Consider the following 19,577-nt stretch of genomic DNA (forward strand, 5'->3'; position numbering starts at 1 on the left):
TGAACAGCGGGTTTATAAGCCTTCTTTACAGGGAATTGATTTTTATCCGGAATGCTGACAGGCAATAGTTAATATAGCTGGTAAGCGATTGTTGTAATTGTAGCAGATCGTTCCGCTTATAGGTACGGATCAGTTCTCTGGCTTCTATGCTCAATTGCTGTTGTAGCTGCCGCTCGTATCTGCCCCGTATCTGCTGAAAAACATTTTCATCGCCCTGCCGGTCTAATTTTTTTATCTGCTCCATAAAATTAAAATAAAGCTCTTCAAACAGCTTATTGGCAGTTTTTCTAAAACCAGTCATTATTAAAACAGGATCCTGTTCCATTTAAAAATTATTAAACCCGATAACAAACAGCATTAATGTTCATTCCCGCTCCAACAGATGCAAACAGAATAATATCCCCCCCGGAAATTTTATGGCCTGCTATTTTATTGTTCCGTATTAAATGATATAGTGTTGGAATGGTTGCTACCGAACTGTTTCCCAGCCACTGGATGCTCATTGGCATCACATTTTTTGGAGAGCTGGTTCCATACAGTTCATACAGTCTTTTTACAATTTCTTCATCCATTTTTTCATTGGCCTGGTGGATCAGTATCTTGCTGACCTCATTAATTGAAATGCCGCTTTTGTCAAGACATTCTTTCATTGCCAGGGGCACCCGCTTCAGGGCATATTCATATACTTTTCTTCCCTTCATCTTAATAAACAGGGTATCGTTCCCGTTTTGCTTATAGCCCTTACCCATGTTTATATAGTCCACTTCTTCTATACTATGCGTTTGTGCGGCATAGCCCAGTATGCCCTGCCCACCGGTTGCCGAAGGCTGATATTCCAGTACAACTGCTCCGGCACCATCCGAAAAGATCATACTGTCCCGGTCAGCAGGATCAATAACACGGGACAATGTTTCTGTACCAATCAGCAATACCTTTTGGGCCATTCCTGCCGTAAACCAGGCATGGGATTGAATAACCGAGTGCAGCCAGCCCGGGCAGCCTACCAGTACATCAAAGGCAATGCATTCCGGCCGGCTAATACCCAATATATGTTTTACCCTGCAGGCAAGCGACGGTACATTCTGAGACTGAATGGTATCATAAGGGATGTCTCCAAAATTATGTGCTACAACGATCTGGTCCAGCGTTTCCGGATCTATCCCGCTGCTTATTAATGCCTGCCATCCCGCCACTGCGGCCATGTCGGATGCGTTAATATGCGCAGGGGCATAACGCCTTTCGGATATTCCGGTAATGTTTTTAAACTTTTCAATGATGGTATCATTATGCGCTGAAATGGGAGTGCCGGACGATTTAAAAAATGTATGATCCGAAAAATCGGCATTTTTCCGTATATCGTTGGGAATATAAGCGCCGGTTCCTGTAATAATTGAGGCCAATTGCATGAATTCTTGTTTTAAGTAATGGCATATACGCGTTATAGTTACTACACGGTTGCCTTACCAAAACAGTAGAACAATCAGTTAAGTAATTAATATTATTTAAATATACCGATTTTTTTTGACATGATCTGTTAATATTAACAGCAGTATCAGTTGCCAATACTATAATGTTGTTTGAAGCGGCTTTTTCAGGTTAGTAATGATATAGAACGTAATTCCTCCTCTTAATTCTTCATGCCAGTCCCATTCATCCAGATTTACAATAGCTCCTTTTACTGAATAATTGGTTAATGAAGTAATGGCATCTCCGGTGAAACATATAGCAGAAGAGGGTATTTCAACATCTTTAAGGAGAACGGTTAAGGCTGTTTTGCCGGGATGTAGCATTGGATACATTTTAAATAAGTTAATAGTAAAAATGAAACAGTGCGCTTAATCTGCAGATATAAAAAACAACCCTGAAAACAGATCAGCTTATACAGCTACTATAACAGCAATTAATGGAAATAGTTTAGCTGAAATTATGAATTTTATTACTCATCAGGCAAAACATATGAATGCAAAATATCCGGAATAGAATAATGGCTAATATTTAACAACCGCTAATTATCAGGTAATGAAACATACCGTTATATTACAAAAAGTTTAAGTACACTTAAAAAAATCTGCATGAAAGTTTTAGCTGCGTTAACGGATCCTGCCTATACACCCAGGAGCCGATTCAACGGTTATGAGAAATTCTGGCTTCGCTTTATGAATGACAAAAGGGACCTGCCGTTTATCCGTTTGCTTACAGTGATTCATTTAACCGTATTGCCTCTGGCGGTGCTGCTCTTTACCTCCTTGCTGAGTGGGTGGATGTGGTGGGCAGTAGCAGCGCTTTACTTTTATATAGCGCAGTTTTATTTTAAAGGGAGGTTCGGCCTCATGTTTCATTGTCTCTGTCATCGCAAAACCTTCAGGCCCGCTTACCAGCAGCCCCTTCATAATTATATCACCTGGATCATCTGCCCGTTATTCGGTCATGCGCCTGAAAGTTATTTCAGCCATCACATGGGCATGCATCATGTTGAAAATAACAACGGGGAAGATGCAAGCAGTACCATGAATTATCAGCGGGACAGCCTCCGCAGCTTTTTTGCCTACTTCTTTAATTTCCTTTTCCTGGGGTTTAAGCAAACCTTCCAGTACCTCTTTGCACGGAAGCGAAAAAAGCTGTATACGCGGCTTACGCTGGGGGAGTGGGTGTTTATCTTTTTTTGTATCGGGATGTGTTTTGTAAATCTGAAGGCCACCCTGGTAGTGTATGTGGTTCCGTTTTTCTTTGCCCGGTTTGTGATGATGCTGGGCAACTGGACGCAGCACTCATTTATTGACAACAGCGACCCGGAAAATATTTATACCAACTCTATTAATTGTATAAATACGCCTTACAATCATATCTGCTGGAATGACGGCTATCATATTGTGCATCATTTACGGCCGGGTATGCATTATACAGATATGCCGCAGGAATTCCTGAAAAGAAAAGATGATTTTGCCCGTCAGAAAGCCATTGTATTTGACGGCATTCATTACCTGCATGTTTTTTATTACCTGATGACCAAACAATACAATAAGCTGGCAGATAACCTGGTGAATCTTAACAATATGTTTGATAACCGGGAACAGGCGATCCGCCTGATGAAAGAACGCACCCAAAAAATCCCGGTATAACCAATCTGCTTATACGCAGCTGAAATTAATTCATCAGACCGACAAAAAAGCCCTGCGTTTTCAGGAAAGTGTCTCTTCCTTATAACAGGTCCCCGCTCCATCGCGGCATTCTTCAGGAGTTGTTCCCCGCTTTTTTTTCAGACTGTAGCGGTAATGTGCTGACCTCCTCTTCCTCAACAACCGTTTTGAGGTGAACGGCGTAGCGGGAGGGCTGTATGCGCATCTTATACCGTTCCGCATAGGCTTCTGTGAACTCTGCCCCAAAATAGAGAATCAGTGAGGTATAATAGATCCATACCATCAGCACCACTACCGATCCTGCTGCGCCAAACACGGCCCCTGTATGGGTTTGTGTTATATAAAGCTGTATAATGTATTTGCCGATCATAAAGAGTATGGCGGTGAACCCTGCCCCGATGAGCGCCGGCTTCCATTTTAACCGCACATCGGGCAGCACCTTAAAAATAACGGCAAAGAGCAGCGTAATCACTATAAATGAAATGGCCAGACTGATGCCCTGGAACAGTAAAATGGATGAAAAAGGAAGGTATTGCTGCAGTTCTTGTTGAAGGGCTACCAGGAGGGAACTGATAACTAATGTGACCATCATTAAAAACCCCAGGGATATAATGAGCGAAAAGGATAACAGCCGGTTGGTGATGAATTTTTTCCATCCTTTTTTAGGTACGGCTTTTACATTCCATATGGTATTAATGCTGTCCTGGATCTCTGTAAAGACTGCCGTGGCACCAATAAAAAGAGAAATGATCCCGATGACGAGCGCTATAGTGCTTTTGCCGCTTAGCTTTGCCTCGGTTAAAAAACCCTCAATGGCTTTAGGAATTTTTTCATCGCCAAATAAACTGGTTAGCTGCGCAAAGAACTGCTGGTGAAAATCCTCTTTGTAAATAAGACTTACAGCGGCAATTAAAATCGTGAGCAGCGGCGTAATGGAGAACAGGGTCACATAGGCCAGTGAAGAGCTGAGCTTGGGTACTTTATCAGTAGAAAAGCCCTGCACAGCCGCTTTCAGCAATTCAAAAGTTTCTTTAAAAAAATAGTTTATCTTTTTTATAATGTTTGCCATATTGCTGTTATTAAACGATAAGATTGTTCAGACTTCCTGTTCACCACATAGATAGAGTTGCATAGCATCAATTGTCAAAATCAATAACGGTGCCAAGCGGATCATCGTATTTTCATAAAAGATGAAAATCTTTACTCTTTTCTGTCCATCTATACAAAAACTGATAAATTTCTCCCTTCCGGCAGCAGGGAAGGGGAGTAAAAAATTTAAACAGGTTCGGTCTTATTCTTAAAACGGATAACCGATGCCGATGTTAAAAATAAGATTTTGTTTCCGCCACCGGGAATTTCCAAAATCAATCTCGTCAAATACCCAGCGCTGTCCCGGCGGAAGATAAGGCTTCCGGAATGGCATGGCAAGATCAAAGCGGATCACGAATATTTTTGCATCCACTCTGAGACCTACGCCACCGCCTACGGCGATCTGGCTGAGCGCGCTTGAAAATTTAAACTGGCCACCCGGGCGGCTGGTATCTTCCTTTGCCAGCCAGATATTGCCTGCATCAATAAAAACGGCTCCCTGTATCACGCTGAATAATTTTGCCCGGAGCTCCGTGTTCAGCATTGCTTTTATATCGCCTCCCTGGTCTGCAAAAAGGTTCACACTATCGGGGTTGGGATTGATGTTAAATGTTCCGGGTCCCAGCGACCGGGAACGGAAGGCCCTTATATCATTACTTCCTCCTGCAAAGAACTGGCGCACATAAGGCAGGGAAGTGCTGTTGCCATAAGGAATGCCATAGCCGATGTTGATCCTGTTGGCCCAGATGAGCCCGGGCTTTATTTTATAATAATCGCGGAAATCCGCTTCCAGGCGCACAAACTGGTTGGTAGCGGTATTGAACAGTCTTTTTATACCATCCGGGTCTTTCTTCAAAAAGACATTGATCAGGTTACCGGCCGTTTCCGCAGATCCTGTGAACAGAAAATTGTTCCTGCGTGCGGCCTGCACCTGGTTGGAATACGTATATGTATAATTGCTTCCTATTATAAACTGGTTCTCAAAGTTGTTTTTTAATGTAGGCACCTGTTCCAGCATGTGTTTAAAGCTGTCTGTAGTATTGGCAGTGCGGATATAACTGATGGAAATAGGATTGAGCGTGTGCTCATTATATTCATTGCCCTTCCAGATGTACCCGAACTCTCCCTGGCCGGAAAGCAATGTATAATAGTTGGCACGGTTTAACAGCTGGCTTCCGATGGTAATATGTGTTTTGGGCACATAAGCATTATAATTTTTAAAATTAAATATCGGGAACATAAAACGGGGAAACAACAGGCGTGCCTGTGCTCCCAGGGAATAGGAGGTGAGATTTTTTTGCTGGCCGCTGAATTGTTTTTCAAAACCACCGGACAAGCTGAGGTTGAGCTGTTCCGCCCCGCGGAAAACATTCTTGTTGGTATGGGTTACTTTTACTTCGGAGCCCACAAAGTTGTTGGATTTGCTGGTGCCTGTTACCGCTACAGAAAGCGAATTTTTTTTGGAGGAAGTTAACAGGAAGTTCAGATCCAGCTGATCATTGGCGGGAACAGAATCCACCGGATTAAATTCCGCTTTTACAAAGCGGAAAGTGCCAATGTTCACCAGCCGGTTCAGGCTCAGCGAATGATCGGTACGGTTATAACGTTCTCCTTTGTGAAAGAAAATAAGATTATCAAAAAGCCGGGGTTTGTATTTATGGGTGGGATCATAGATCTTAAAGTCCTTAAATATCACAGGTGCCGATTGCCTGGAGGAGGAATCCCTGCGAAGCGTATAATTCGGGTAAATGCTGATGTTCCTGATGTAATACGGATGCAGCGCATCCAGGGGCGTATTCTTCTTTACGGTCAGGTCTATATCTACCTGGTCATTGCCAATGGTACTATCTGCCTGGAACAACAAAAAATCCGGGTTAAAATAAAAATAGCCCCTTTGCTTCAATACATCATCAATCCGTTCCCGTTCCAGTTTGAATATATCAAGATCGTAATAATCGCCTTTTTTTACAAGTGTTTTGTTTTTGCTGGAATCAATGATCGCCGTCAGCTCGCTGGTATCACCCGAAGGAAATTGAACCTGGTTGATCGTGTACCTGGGACCGGAGTAAATCGTATAAACCATTTTACCGGTTTTGCCCTTTTCAACGGCTTCGCCGGAACCATCAGCCTGTAGAAAGCCTTTGCTGGTCATATAGCTCCGCATTACGTTTACATTATTCGTCACTTTTACCTGGCTCATTAAAACCGGTGGTTCTCCCAGTTTATACTTTACCCAGTATTTGAACCCTTTTTTCTTTTTGGGCTCACTGACCATATTATAAAATGCCAGCTTATAGCGCCAGCCCAGCAGCTTTTTATTGGGCACAGGCCTGGCCCTGCTTTCCAGCTCATTTTTAAATGTTTTCTGACCTTTTACTGCCGGTGTGTCCGGGTTCAGCCGTACAGTGGCGCCGGTATAAAGTACCTGCCCCGGTTGCAGCTTCCTGGTAGCACTGCAGGCAGCCAGGAGTACGGAGATGAGTAAAAGATATATAGAAAGATGCTTATTCATTTGTTTTGTTTTGCTGATTGTTGCGAAGATTGTTCCTGCCGGCTGCATTTCTCCGGCTGCCTCTTTTCCTGAAGCTGTTGAACACTTCCCGGAACTTATTATAGTCTACTACAATCATAAAACCCACCCCGGTTTCAATGATCTCTCCTTCAATGATCCCTTCTGTCTGGTTACGCCGGTAGGCCCGCAGCCGGTACCTGCCGTCTCTTGACAAAAGATATTCAATATTTACATCGCTGGCCAGCTGTGTTGCATTCTGATTCTGATTGGCGCCTTCCAGATTAAAGTTATTGCCAACGGTCACGCTCAGACGATCATTCAGCAACCGTTTGGTGAAGGCTACATTCAGATCTGTTTTTGTTTGCTCTGTGCCCGTGGAATAATCTTCCTGGGAGGTGAGGTCAAAATTGACATCTACACCTTTTATCAGGTCAGCTGCCAGATTGTTCAGTTGCTGTGTCAGTAATTTGCTGACGCTCTGGCGTGCGATCATTCCTGCCGAAGTACCACCTGCCAGGCTTTCAAAAGGATTGTCGGATATAAAGCGGTTAAGCGCCAGCAGGGCAAAAACCTGCTTGTTTAATTCACTTTCGCTGCTGTTGACCTGCTGCAGGCGGGTGTACACAATACCGTTAAAGGCATTGCGCTCATTTTCCGGCATATCTATCTGGAAGGAAATCTGGGGCTGCAGCAGTTCCCCCTTCATTTTCAGGTATACATAAAACGGGAGCTTTTGCTTATACATGGTTCGCTGGCTGGCGTCTGCGTTATCGAGCTGATCTGCGATCAGGTCTATGGCAGAAGTATTGATCTCGTATACTGCGGTAATATCCGCGTTGGCTTCTGTGGGAGCGCCTGTCCAGGTAATGGAGCTTCCCTGCTGGATCCTGAACGCCCTTTTTGCAAGCCCGCCAACGGTAAGGTTATAACTTCCATCAGAAATTTCATAGCGCCCTGTAAGCGTGGTGCGCCCGCTGGGGTCCATTTGCAGGCTGAGGTCTGCTTCTCCTTTTATCCGCAGCGCATCCCCGTTCTGCGGATCTACCACTACCGTAATTTCCGCTTCTTTATCAATAGTAAGATCCCCGGAAATATTCATTCCTTTAAGCGGGGAACGGGTAAGGCTGTCTACGTTGATCGATTCCCTGCCGTTAAACGGAGGTGCATCTTTGTCGATGAATTCCACAACGCCCTCCTGGCTTGATACGGTGGGGTCGCTTTCGGGTATTACAAATGTAAACTTGGTGCCTTTATTTATTTTAGCCTGCATGTTTGCGGTAGGCTTGTTCAGATCACCGGTGATCTTTGCATTGAGATTCATGTATACGGTTCCGTAAAACAGCTCATTGTCGGCTTCCGTTGAATTCATTACCCGGAAGTTATTGGCTCTTACTGAAAGATTAAAGCCCGGGTTGGAAAAACTTTTTGTTGTAATGGTTCCGTTGATGATAAAGGGCTGGTTGACGGAATCCCGGATGGTAAAATTGTTAAAGGATAAACCGGATTGTGTAAAATTGATGGTTTCATTTTTGAGCTGGTAATAACTGTTCAACTGTGTAATGTTCATCCCCGCATTTTTAAAGGTCAGTGCGCCCAAGATATCCGGTTTGCTTACGGCGCCTTTTACGGCAAGGTTCCCGGTCAGCAGTCCTTTGCCGTTACGTACCTGGCCACCTGCCAGGCTTTCAATGTATTTGAGATCGATCCTGTTTACTGCCACGTTCAGATCAAGGGAGCTTTCCGGTTTTGTATAATAGAACCCGGTTATTTTAATATCATGAATACCGGTCAGAGCTACGTCCGCCTGGAAAGCATTTTCCGTATTGTTGTTTACTTTGATGGTTGCATTTCCCAGTTCGTCTTTCTGGTATCTTAACCGTTCAATGGAAAGGTCTGCTTCAAATTTCGGGTTGGTGGCTATGTCTTTTACGTCAACCGTTCCGTTCAGCTTTCCACCTACCATTGCTGTATCCTGTTCTGCATACCGGGTCAGGGTTTCCAGCATAAAATCAGTGAACCTTACATTGATGGGTGCGTTGGGCTGCTCTGTCTGGCTGTTTACGGAAAGTGCCTGCCCGCTATTGCTAATATCGAAATGACGTATATAGATGCCGGCTTTTCCATACTGGATCAGGTTATCCTGCGCCACTTTCCAGGGATCATAATTCAAAATGAGCTTTTGCGGATCAAGGCTGAATTTGTAAGTTTCGTTCTCCGCTTTAAAATTGCCTCCGATCCTGTATTTGTTCTGGTCCTTGCTATCTCTTAAAAAGAGGTCTACCCCCAGGCTGTTGTTCGCTGCGCTTCCGCTTATTTCGGAATTGTATAAATTAATGGAGGGGCTGTTGAAGTTTTTAATGGTTAACGCATAATCCAGGCGCGCTGTGTCTTTATTGGACGCATTGAGGGCAATGTTTTTGATATCAAAGCTGTCATAGACCACGTGCGGGAAGCTGGCATTGAGCTGCAAACTGTCGGCTGCGGTATTGATCAGCCCGCTGATGCTTGATGGCGCCAGGGTAGTGAGCGAAGGCACAAATTTCTGGATCAGTTCAGGGTTTAGCAGGTTGATGCTGAATTGCATACGCTGCGGTGCGATCTTTTTTGAAGCCGCAAAGGCGTAATACCTGTTGAGCTGGTTGATAAATGCCTGCCCGATCTGTGTCAGCTGGTATTGACCGTCAAAGTTTGCGGTAAGGAAGTCAGAGTTCACGGCCAGATGATTGTGCTCTTTGGTAGCTTCTGCAACAAGACTCAGGGTATCTATATTGTAAATGGTTCCGTTGGTACCGATCTGCACACTGTTCAAAGAGGCCGTACCGTTCAGGTGATCCGGGTTAACAGAGCTAAAATCTACGGTTACCAATCCTGCCAGCTTTAATTCGTCCTTATAAAAATTCAGCTTCTGAAGATCCAGGTTCTTCAGATCGATCGTTCCTTTTATAGATGGTTCTTTGCCGCCAAGGCCTATTTCAGAGCTGAGTGTAAAATGCGCATTGGAATCTGTGCTGGCCGCATCGATGCTGGCGGTGTTGCCTGCATAGGAACCGTCCAGTTTAATATCATGATAGTCATATTTATTGTATTGCGCATGATAAATGGTGCCATCCAGCTTTGCATTGAGGGTTTTGGGGTTCAGGCTGCGGCCATGAACATTTGCCAGCAGGGAAACACGGCCTATCTGGTCCTGCTGTTTTAATAAGCGCCCCAGGTTAAAATTATCCAGCTGTAGCTTGGCCCTGTATACTTCCCGGTTTTTTGGCCCTCCCATGGCTGCCTGCAGTTTGGCACCACCCATATCTGTTTTTACATTCAGTGCCGTGCTGAAGTTGGTCATGCTGCCATTAAAATTACCGGTTGCCGTTATATAGCCCGGCAGCTCAATGCTTGCGGGCAGCGCCGTTTTGGGAACCAGTGAAAAGATATCGGCTTTGGAGGTCTGCAGTTTCCGGATATTTATATTGAACACGCTTTTATCCATATCGGGCAATCCTTTGATATGGCCCGCGATGTCAATATGAGTATTTTTCAGCCCGTTCACCTGCAGTTTTTCAATCGCAAGATCACTTAAATACCCTGTAAAAGCTGCTGCCAGGTTGATGCGCTGGTTCTGGTAGCTGGCGGGTACGCTGGCCGACAGATAGCTGAGGTCCTGCATCCCGATGGTCGTGTTCCGGAACTGTACATCCATTTTTACTTTTTCGGGGTGTTTGCTCAGGTCATCCTTAGCCGTATAGGTTAAAAGGCTGTTGTTGTCTATCTGCGTATAAGGCGTTTTCAGCAGGAAGTCGGCTACTTTTATCTGATGATCGTTATAGGCAACCGTTCCTTTAAGATCATTTACTGTAAAGCCGCTGCTGTCTTTTAACTTTCCACCAAGGAGCTTCGCCTGAATGCCCGCGCTGTCCAGGGCAATATCGCTGCCGGTGATCCCGAGCCCGGTAATGTTCAGGTGGTTAAAATCCAGGTGACCGGGTGTGGTGGGCGCCGAAAGATCATCATACCGGATATTGTTGTTGGCAAGAATGATCTTATTCAGGTAAAGACTGAATGCATTATTACTGGTACTGTCCGCAGCAGTTTTTACGGCTTTTTCATTGGAGGGAGTGGGGCGGTAGGCAAAATGGGCCACTGAGTTCTGTAATAAGACATCGGAAGACTGATATTTGCCATGGGTCAGATCAATCAGCAGGTCCTTTAAGGTAAATTCATCGAGGCCCAGCAAAGCCCGCATATCTGAAAGCCCGTCGTTATATTTCAGGTTCACTTTATTAAAGGACAGGTTCCCGAACTCGATCAGCGGTAGCTGCCCGCCTTTTTCTGCTTCTGTTTTGTCAATACTGGAATCTACCTGCTGCTGCAGCACAGTTAAAGGCTTGTTCTGATAGTAATGAAGATCCGTATTGGTAAGCGCCAGGTCATTCAATGCATAATGCATATGGTCTATGTCAAAGGTCTTCACCTTTGCTTTAAGACTGCCCAGCAGGATACCTGCATCATTCCCCGCAACGTCATCTTTAAAAGTAATACGGATATCATTGAATGCGATCCTGTTCAGTCTGAATTTTAAAGCGGAAGTGGTATCCTTTTTTTCTTCTTTTGGTGTTTTTTCTTCATCAGATACCAGGGAATCTACCAGGAACTGATAATTAAAAACCGTGTCAGGGTGCAGCCGGTGCACATAGGCCCTCACGGTGTTCAGCTCAATATCACTGATCTCTACTCGGTTGGATAATAAAGCAAGCATGTCGATATTAACTCCCAGCTTCTCTGCATACAGCAAGGTGTCCTTTTTTTTATCGGCAACATACAGCTTGTTTAATTCCAGGTCTTTTGGAAAGCCGATGCGGATGCGCTCGAGGCTGATCTCGGTATCCGTTTTTTTCTTCAGGTACTGTACTACCTTATCCTTTATAAAATTCTGAACAAAGGGCAGGTTTAAGGAAAGAACAAGAAGGATGATAAGCACAAGAATGCTTATAATGATCCGTAAAACTATTTTCAGTCCTTTTTTTATTGTTTTGTTCAAGTGATGAATGGGTTGGTTAAAGTTTGCTGCCCGGCGATAATTGCAAACCTAATAGATTTCCTCCTTTTTTGTATGGAATCAGGCTGCTAATTTCCTTAATAAGGAAACAAAATCCATGCTGGATTTATTTATCGGAAGTTATTGTAGCAGAAGTGTATATATTAATTAAAAATATATTTACGGTTACAAGCCTGGTTGAATGCAGCTGTCTTTAAAAAACATCCCGGGCCGGTCAAACGCCGGAGATTGTATTTGAATTTTCTTTATACGGAACTAATGCTGCAATGACCAGCACTGCAAAACTGCAAAGTAGCTTTGAGCACCTTCCGGATAATGCACCGTTAAAAAGTTCCGTATCTTAGCAGCAATCAGATTTTTATATGAAGTTCAGGATCGCCTTTTGCTTTTTGCTGTTGTTTCCCGTATCTTTTTCGTCCAGCGCTCAAAGGGCTTTACCCCCGGAACAAAGGGTAAAATGGTTTTCAGATGCCCGGTTCGGGATGTTTATTCACTGGGGACTTTACAGCGCTGCGGAAGGCATCTGGAAAGGGGAGCGCCTGCGTAACGGAAACAATTATGCAGAATGGATCCGTTACCGCAACCGTATTTCAAAAGAAGAATACGGCAGCCTGGCCGGCAGGTTCAACTGGAATAAGATCAACCCCGAAGAATGGGTACTGCTTGCAAAAAAAGCGGGCATGAAGTATATTATCATTACCGCCAAGCATCATGACGGCGTTGCGATCTGGAATTCCCGGGTAAGCGATTATAACCTGAGCCGGCTGAGCCATACCAGCCGGGATGTACTGAAAGAACTGGCGGCTGCCTGTAAAAAACATGGTATGAAGCTGGGCTTTTATTATTCGCACTGGCTGGACTGGGAACACCCGTACGGATGGGATCATAACCGGGAGCTTGCCAAAAATATAACCGGCAAAGAATATAATAAATACTGGCAGGAAAAAGTACTGCCACAGTTGCGGGAACTGCTGACCAATTACGGGGAGGTGGCCATGCTCTGGTTTGATATGTGGGTAAATTATAAAAGCACAGTAGTGCAGAAAGAACAACTGGAGCAGGTCATAAAACTCGTGCGGGAACTGCAGCCTAATTGTCTCATCAATTCGCGCCTGGGCCTGCCGGCCGGTAATCCGGATATTGATTTTGAAACGATGGGCGATAATGAGTTGGGCGCCGTATACCAGGATCATCCCTGGGAAACCTCCGGTACCATTGCGCACAGCTGGGGATACAATGCACTGGAAAATCAATGGAAATCGACCAGCCAGCTGCTGCAGTCACTGATCGGGAATGTGAGTTTGAATGGGGGCTTTACTTTGAACATTGGCCCGCGGGCAGACGGTTCGGTCTCTTATGAAGGCATCCGCCGTCTGGATGATATGGGCAAATGGCTTGCAAAGAACGGGGAATCGGTTTACGGGTGTACAGGGCTGACGTTGCGGCCCGGCCAGCATGATTGGGGAAGGATCACCACCAGAATGACAACTGGCAATCAACAGGTGGTTTACCTGCAGGTGTATAACTGGCCGCTGGATGGGGTCTTAAGGCTGACCGGCATCTTATCAAGACCGGAAAAAGCGGAGCTGATCACCGATGCGGGAAAACAACCCCTGCATGTTACACAAAACGGCCCGTTGACCCATATCCAGTTGCCCGGTAAAGCAGGAGATCCTTTTGTCAGTACGATCGCTTTACAATATGCACAGCCGGTAGAACTGGATGAAGAGGTGGTTGCAGAATCGACCTTTGGTGGTTTTGCGCTGAATAGTGAAAACGTTTGGGACAACAGGGTACAGTACCAACTGATAAAATATGATGGCTTGCGGCCAACGCACCTGGTAATGGACAAGGCCGGAACAGTTACCTGGGAGTTTTATGCACCTGAAGCCGGGAACTATACGGTTGATCTTTCTTATCATAACAGCTCAAAGGAAAATATGGCCATTACAATAGCTGCAGCAGATCAGCAGTTGCTGCAGCAATTGAAGCCTACCGGGAAAGTAGTGGTAGAACCGCATGATAGCTATACCGATGAGTTTATAGACAGCCCTGCGGGTACCTTTCATTTTTCCCGGGCGGGATTTTACCAGGTTACGCTGAAGCTGGATCCCGGAGCTGGGCAGCGGCTGCTTTTTAACCGGATCTGGCTCAGTAGAAAATAAAGTCCTGGCAGTGTTATTCTGCTGTGCCGGATAGTGGCCGGCTGAGCACCTGCCGGAACCGGGCAATATCCACTTCTTTTAATAAAGGCTCCCGGTAAAGGATATTCCTGAGCAACTGGTTGGCAAAATAAGGAGCCAGTGAGCAGCCTTTGGTGCCCATACCGTTTAAGACGCCGATGTTTTTATATACAGGGTGAAAACCTGCAAAGGGCCTGCGCTCTACAGTGGCCGGCCGAACGGCGGCTTTGTGATCGATGATGGTAAAAGGCACTCTGAGCCACTGTTTTAAGGTTTGCTCTGTTGCGGTACGGAATTGTTTGGTGGGAAGGTCATCATCAAATTCCCATATATAATTAGTGCCTGCCCAGAACAGCCCTTTTTCAGCCAGTGGCGCCAGCAGCATTGATTTCTTGTACAGGTACCCGGAAGGCAGTTCCGGAGCCTTAATAACAACCGCCTCACCTTTGTTCAATGCAAAAGGCAATAATGAAAAGTAAGGATTCTCAGCGCCTCTTGCGCCATCGCAGAAAATAAGGGTGGCTGCCTGTATGGTTTTATATTCTATACCGGATGGAATTATATTGATCGCTGAAAAATCAAGCGGCTCTTCCTGCAATTTGTTCGCTGTTTTCAGAAAATTGCGCCAGGCCGGTAAGAGCGCTGTCATGTTTACTATATAGGCCGGTTCAATAACACCTGTGCCAAATTCATAATTAAAATAAGGAGCAAATTGGCTGTCATCCTCTAAAAGGCGGATATATGCCTCTTTCCGGGAAAGCTTTTTTAAAAAGGGTTCCTTCATAAAAGGATTGGGAAAAAAATCGATAACAGAGGTCTTCGTAATAGCGTTGATGCCCAGGAAATCCCCGATTGACTGATACGCTTTTTCTGCAAAAGGCAATACCTGGTCATCCAGCCAAACTTTTACCACCCGCCTGCCGGTAACAGGATTAATGATGCCTGCCGCTACGCGGGATGGAACATTGGGTCTTTCTTCATCTATGACCATAAAATCAATTCCCGCCTGATGACAAAACCAGGAGAGGAAGGTACCGCTGATCCCCAATCCAACAATAATAAGCTGCTGTTTGCTGAAAGCCATAAGCGAAAGTATTTAATAATGGGGTTGCAGCAAAACGGAGGCTCTTAATGCAGGCTACTTCAATAGTGCTCCTTTCAGGCGCATCAGTTCTGTTTCAGAAACTTTAGCATTATACCTTGCTTCAATTAAGCGGTCGTATGCCTGGGCAAGGCTCAGCTGGGCCTCCCGCAGCTGTACCAGGGTGGCCATTCCCAGCTTGTAGGTCTGAAAAACAATATCCACGTTTTCCTTTGCCAGTAATATGTTTTCTTCTTCCAGCTTCAGGGCGCGTTTTTGCTGGTCATAACTTTTGTAAGCATTCACCACGCTCAGGTTAAGCAGCGAGCGCTGGTTGTCATAATTCAATTGCTGCATATTCAGGAACAGCTTGCTTTGTTTAATTGCTCTTCTGGCATTTAGCTGATTAAAGAGGGGAATGTTGGCGGTAAAGCCATAGTTATAGCCCTGGCTCTGATTAAAAAGTGTGGAGTAGGGGTTGATGACCTTTTTATTATCTGTACGGGTAAAATTATACATGGAATTAAAGGATAGTGTAGGAAAGAGCAGCGAACGGCTTTCCTTTAACGCATAACCGGCCACATCAATATTGGATTTTGCCAGCAGCAGCGTAGGGTTGGTCTGCTCAATGCCTTCCTGTATGGCACCCAGGTTTAATGCATCATTCAGCGGTATGGTGTCCGGTATGTCAAATGCAGCCCCGCTGATTTTACTGTTCATGATCTGCGCCAGTTGTTCTTTTAATTGCTCTACCTGGGTAACCTGCTGCATGCGCAACGATTTTTGGCTGTTAAGGTCTACCTTGCTTTGCAAAACATCCGGCTTTGCCCCGGTACCGATATCCAGCTTATTCTGTGCCAGCTTTGAGCGTTCCTCATTCAGTGCGATCTGCACATCCGTTGCAGCGATCAGTTGTTTATTCCGTGCAATGGCGTAATAATTATTGATGACCTCTGCTATGGTATTAATGACCTGTTCCCGGGCAGCATATTCGCCCGAGGCAAGCAGCGCGGCAGTCTTTTCCCTTGTTGCAAACATTTTTAACCCGTCAAACAATACCCAGTTCAGCGTAACGTTTGCCTGCACATTTTTACTTTGCAGGTTGTTGGATTTCCGTTCCGTACCATCGGCCAGTGTCTGTTTCTGGTTATTATCATTCTGGGTATAGCCGGCACCGGCATTTACCGTTGGCAGAAAGGCCATATTCCTGTAGCTGTAATCAATAGCTGCGATCAGTGAATCATTCCGGGAAAGCTGGATCTGATAATTGTTCATCAGCGCAGTAGCAATTGCTTCCTCAAGCGTCAGCAAACGCTGCGCATGTATGCAGTTGACAGAGAATGCCAAAATGCAAAAGACCGTAAAAAAACATTTAAGAAGCTTCTTCTTCATTGTTCAGATGAGGTTGTGATTTTGTTGCTTCTTCCAGCTGAAGCATTTCATCAAATTCTTTATTTTTTTTATTGGCGGACATATAGCTGTACACTGCCGGAATTACATAAAGCGTGAGCACCAGGGAGAAGATGATACCGCCTACAATTACAATCCCCAGCGGAATGCGGCTGGTTGCTGCGGCACCCAGCGAAAGTGCAATGGGTAAAGCGCCCAGTGCCATGGCCATGCTGGTCATTAAAATAGGGCGTAAACGCTGACCGGCAGCAAAGACCACGGCATCCATTTTATTCATATTCTTTTTCCGGCTCTGGTTGGCAAATTCAACGATCAGGATCCCGTTTTTGGTAACCAGGCCAATCAGCATGATCATACCGATCTGGGAAAAAATGTTCAGCGTCTGGTTAAAGATCCACAGGGAAAGCAGGGCCCCCGCAATGGCCAGCGGAACCGTGATCATAATGATGAACGGATCTACAAAGCTTTCAAACTGGGCCGCCAGAATTAAAAAGATCAGGCCCAGCGCCAGCAAAAAGGCAAAGCTGCTGTTACCGCTGCTTTCTGCAAAATCCCGTGAAGAACCGCTTAATGAGGTGGAAAAGCTTTCGTCCAGCAGTTGGTCAGCAATGCGGTTCATTTCCTTAATGCCATCGCCCACCGTATAACCGGGTTGCAGCCCGGCGGATATGGTTGCGGATTTATACCGGTTAAAGTGATAGATGGTGGGGGGAGTGGTAGATTCAACCGCCGTGGTCACATTATCCAGGCTGACCATTTGACCCTGGCTGTTCTTTACAAAGATCTTTTTAACATCATCCGGGTCATCCCGATTGATCAGATCCACCTGTGCCATTACCTGGTATTGTTTGCCGTTACGGGTAAAATAACCAATCCGGCGGTTGCTGTAGGCGATCTGCAACGCTTCGGAAATATCGTTTACGGAAATACCCATCTGGGCAGCTTTGAGCCGGTCTATATGAATGCGTAATTCAGGTTTATTGAATTTCAGATCGGCATCTACCTGCTGCAATACCTTGCTTTTGCCTGCTTCTTCCAGGAACCGGGGCAAGATGGCGCCCAGGGTATCAAAATTATTATTTTGCAGCACAAACTGTATGTCCTGCCCACCGCGGCGGTTCACCTGTATGGTCTGATCCTGTATGGCAAAGACGCGCCCTTCCGTAAATCTGGATACATTCCTGTTTACCATTTCCACGATTTCTTTTTGAGACCGTTCCCTTTCTGAAGGAGGTACCAGGCGTACCCGTACCGTTCCGGCATTCACATTACCGGTACCGCTAAAACCGGGAGCTGTTATAGAAAGAACGATCTGGTTTTCCGGAACTGAGTCCATGACCAGCGTAGACACTTTATTTACAAAGCGGTCCATCGCATCAAAAGAAGTGCCTTCCGGAGCTGTAAGGTTCAGGCGGAACTGGCTTTTATCTTCCATGGGTGCCAGCTCCGACTGTATATTTTTCCCAATGAAGTAAATGATGGCGCCGCAGGCCAGCACAGCTACCCAGGCCAGCCATCTTACTTTCATAAAACGCTTCAGGCTTTTTTCATACCCGTTTTCCATAGCCCTGAAAAAAGGTTCGGTTTTGGTATAGAACCAGGAGTGCTTGTGGATGTCCTTTTTTGCCATCAGCACATTCAGTACCGGGGTAAGCGTAAGCGATACAAACGCAGAAATAAGAACGGCCCCGGCAACCACCATACCAAACTCCCGGAAAAGGCTTCCCACGAACCCCTGGAGAAAGATGATGGGTATAAATACGACTGCCAGGGTAATAGAGGTGGCAATAACGGCAAAATAGATCTCTTTGGAACCTTCCAGGGCCGCCTTTCGTTTGTTCATGCCCTGCTCCATTTTTTTATAAATGTTCTCGGTAACCACTATTCCGTCGTCCACAACCAGACCGGTGGCCAGCACTATGGCCAGGAGGGAAAGCACATTTATGGTATAGCCCAGGAGGTACATAATAAAAAAGGCGCCGATGAGGGAAACAGGAATATCGATCAACGGACGAATGGCCATTAAAGTGTCCCGGAAGAACAGGTATACAATGATGATCACCAGACCAATAGCAATGAAAAGTGTTTCCTCTACCTCGCTAATGGAGTTTTTGATATAAACGGTTTGGTCAAGTGCTATGTTTAATTTAATATCATTAGGCACATCTTTTTTTATGGATTCCATCCGTTTATAGAACTCGTCTGATATGGAAACGTAGTTGGCGCCAGGCTGTGGAACAACGGCCAAAGCAATCATGGGGATAGCGCTTTCCTTTAAGGCGGTTTCCTCATTTTCCATACCCAGGGTTACTTTTGCAATGTCTTTCAGGCGGATGTCTGAACCATTCACATTAGTAACAATGAGGTTCTCAAATTCATCTTCGGTATTGAGCCTTCCAAAAGTGCGTACTACCAGTTCAGTGCTGTTTCCCCTGATCTTTCCGCTTGGCAGCTCCACGTTTTCTCTTTGTACTGCCAGCTGAACATCAGCGGGGGTAACATTATATGCCGTCATTTTATTTGGGTCCAGCCAGATGCGCATGGCAAACCGTTTCTCCCCCCAGATCTGTATACCGCTTACGCCCGGAATGGTCTGCAACCGCTCTACCAGGTTATTGTTGGCGTATTCGGTCAGTTCCATCTGATTCCGGCTATCGCTCTGTACCGTCATGGATAAGATGGCATCTGCGCTGGCATCTGCTTTGGAAACCACGGGAGGCGCCTCCAGGTCAGGCGGAAGGGAACGCATGGCAGAAGATGTTTTGTCCCGGACATCATTCGCTGCTGCTTCCAGGTCTGTACCTAATTCAAACTCAACATTTATACTACTGCTACCATTACTACTGCTTGAGGTTATATTACGGATGCCTGCAATACCATTAATCGCTTCCTCCAATGGTTCGGTAATCTGGCTTTCTATAATATCTGCATTGGAACCGGGGTAGCTGGTCCGTACACTGATATTGGGCGGATCAATGGCAGGATAATCGCGTATTCCTAAGAATTTAAAACCGATAAAACCAAATACAATGATGGCGATGTTCATTACAATGGCTAAAACCGGTCTTCTTAAACTTAGCTCTGAAATGTTCATTTTTATTTGTTATGATAATTAATA

Annotated in this window: 11 protein-coding genes; 2 read left to right on the top strand and 9 right to left on the bottom strand. The window is 45.4% G+C overall.

The window, feature by feature from the left end:
* Positions 1-25 precede the first annotated feature (25 nt).
* From A8C56_RS04465 to A8C56_RS04475, 3 genes are all read right to left on the bottom strand, one after another.
* Positions 26-325 (bottom strand): hypothetical protein, encoded by a 300-nt coding sequence (locus A8C56_RS04465; RefSeq protein WP_067752574.1) that lies wholly within the window; start codon positions 323-325, stop codon positions 26-28.
* Positions 326-335: 10 nt separating this feature from the next.
* Entirely contained in the window at positions 336-1,406 is a 1,071-nt protein-coding gene (locus A8C56_RS04470) for a 3-oxoacyl-ACP synthase III family protein (protein WP_067752577.1), read from the bottom strand.
* 159 nt (positions 1,407-1,565) lie between these two features.
* Entirely contained in the window at positions 1,566-1,790 is a 225-nt protein-coding gene (locus tag A8C56_RS04475) for a hypothetical protein (protein WP_084490013.1), read from the bottom strand.
* Between the two features lie 282 nt (positions 1,791-2,072).
* Here A8C56_RS04475 and A8C56_RS04480 point away from each other — a divergent pair, with 282 nt between their 5' ends.
* A complete protein-coding gene (locus A8C56_RS04480) occupies positions 2,073-3,119 on the top strand; it encodes a fatty acid desaturase family protein (protein ID WP_067752583.1) in 1,047 nt (348 codons plus the stop codon).
* A gap of 112 nt (positions 3,120-3,231) precedes the next feature.
* Here the strand turns inward: A8C56_RS04480 and A8C56_RS04485 are convergent, their stop codons facing one another.
* The 3 genes from A8C56_RS04485 to A8C56_RS04495 form a co-directional block, all read right to left on the bottom strand.
* On the bottom strand, positions 3,232-4,206 hold the full coding sequence (locus tag A8C56_RS04485) for a YihY/virulence factor BrkB family protein (RefSeq protein WP_067752586.1): 975 nt from the start codon (positions 4,204-4,206) through the stop codon (positions 3,232-3,234).
* A gap of 228 nt (positions 4,207-4,434) precedes the next feature.
* Positions 4,435-6,738, bottom strand: coding sequence for a translocation and assembly module lipoprotein TamL (gene tamL / locus A8C56_RS04490; RefSeq protein WP_067761596.1), 2,304 nt, complete (start codon positions 6,736-6,738; stop codon positions 4,435-4,437).
* The gene (locus A8C56_RS04495) at positions 6,731-11,767 is read right to left on the bottom strand and encodes a translocation/assembly module TamB domain-containing protein (RefSeq protein WP_067752589.1); all 5,037 of its coding nucleotides are present in this window, start codon (positions 11,765-11,767) and stop codon (positions 6,731-6,733) included. The genes tamL and A8C56_RS04495 overlap by 8 nt, the downstream gene beginning before the upstream one ends.
* Positions 11,768-12,147: 380 nt before the next feature.
* Here A8C56_RS04495 and A8C56_RS04500 point away from each other — a divergent pair, with 380 nt between their 5' ends.
* The gene (locus A8C56_RS04500; protein ID WP_067752592.1) at positions 12,148-13,950 is read left to right on the top strand and encodes an alpha-L-fucosidase; all 1,803 of its coding nucleotides are present in this window, start codon (positions 12,148-12,150) and stop codon (positions 13,948-13,950) included.
* 13 nt (positions 13,951-13,963) lie between these two features.
* On the opposite strand, the gene A8C56_RS04505 is transcribed toward A8C56_RS04500, so the two are convergent.
* The 3 genes from A8C56_RS04505 to A8C56_RS04515 are packed head-to-tail and all read right to left on the bottom strand — an operon-like array spanning position 13,964 to position 19,553.
* Positions 13,964-15,052, bottom strand: coding sequence for an NAD(P)/FAD-dependent oxidoreductase (locus A8C56_RS04505; RefSeq protein WP_067752593.1), 1,089 nt, complete (start codon positions 15,050-15,052; stop codon positions 13,964-13,966).
* 54 nt (positions 15,053-15,106) lie between these two features.
* The gene (locus A8C56_RS04510; RefSeq protein ID WP_067752595.1) at positions 15,107-16,441 is read right to left on the bottom strand and encodes a TolC family protein; all 1,335 of its coding nucleotides are present in this window, start codon (positions 16,439-16,441) and stop codon (positions 15,107-15,109) included.
* Positions 16,422-19,553, bottom strand: coding sequence for an efflux RND transporter permease subunit (locus A8C56_RS04515; RefSeq protein WP_067752597.1), 3,132 nt, complete (start codon positions 19,551-19,553; stop codon positions 16,422-16,424). The genes A8C56_RS04510 and A8C56_RS04515 overlap by 20 nt, the downstream gene beginning before the upstream one ends.
* Positions 19,554-19,577 lie beyond the last annotated feature (24 nt).

The sequence above is a fragment of the Niabella ginsenosidivorans genome, from assembly GCF_001654455.1.
Taxonomy (GTDB): Bacteria; Bacteroidota; Bacteroidia; order Chitinophagales; family Chitinophagaceae; genus Niabella; species Niabella ginsenosidivorans.

What these genes read in the sequence shown, in the direction of transcription:
- A8C56_RS04485 (WP_067752586.1), bottom strand. Translation starts at nt 4,206, where the DNA reads ATGGCAAACATTATAAAAAAGATAAACTATTTTTTTAAAGAAACTTTT.
- A8C56_RS04465 (WP_067752574.1), bottom strand. Translation starts at nt 325, where the DNA reads ATGGAACAGGATCCTGTTTTAATAATGACTGGTTTTAGAAAAACTGCC.
- A8C56_RS04480 (WP_067752583.1), top strand. Translation starts at nt 2,073, where the DNA reads ATGAAAGTTTTAGCTGCGTTAACGGATCCTGCCTATACACCCAGGAGC.
- A8C56_RS04500 (WP_067752592.1), top strand. Translation starts at nt 12,148, where the DNA reads ATGAAGTTCAGGATCGCCTTTTGCTTTTTGCTGTTGTTTCCCGTATCT.
- A8C56_RS04515 (WP_067752597.1), bottom strand. Translation starts at nt 19,553, where the DNA reads ATGAACATTTCAGAGCTAAGTTTAAGAAGACCGGTTTTAGCCATTGTA.
- A8C56_RS04470 (WP_067752577.1), bottom strand. Translation starts at nt 1,406, where the DNA reads ATGCAATTGGCCTCAATTATTACAGGAACCGGCGCTTATATTCCCAAC.
- tamL (WP_067761596.1), bottom strand. Translation starts at nt 6,738, where the DNA reads ATGAATAAGCATCTTTCTATATATCTTTTACTCATCTCCGTACTCCTG.
- A8C56_RS04475 (WP_084490013.1), bottom strand. Translation starts at nt 1,790, where the DNA reads ATGCTACATCCCGGCAAAACAGCCTTAACCGTTCTCCTTAAAGATGTT.
- A8C56_RS04510 (WP_067752595.1), bottom strand. Translation starts at nt 16,441, where the DNA reads ATGAAGAAGAAGCTTCTTAAATGTTTTTTTACGGTCTTTTGCATTTTG.
- A8C56_RS04505 (WP_067752593.1), bottom strand. Translation starts at nt 15,052, where the DNA reads ATGGCTTTCAGCAAACAGCAGCTTATTATTGTTGGATTGGGGATCAGC.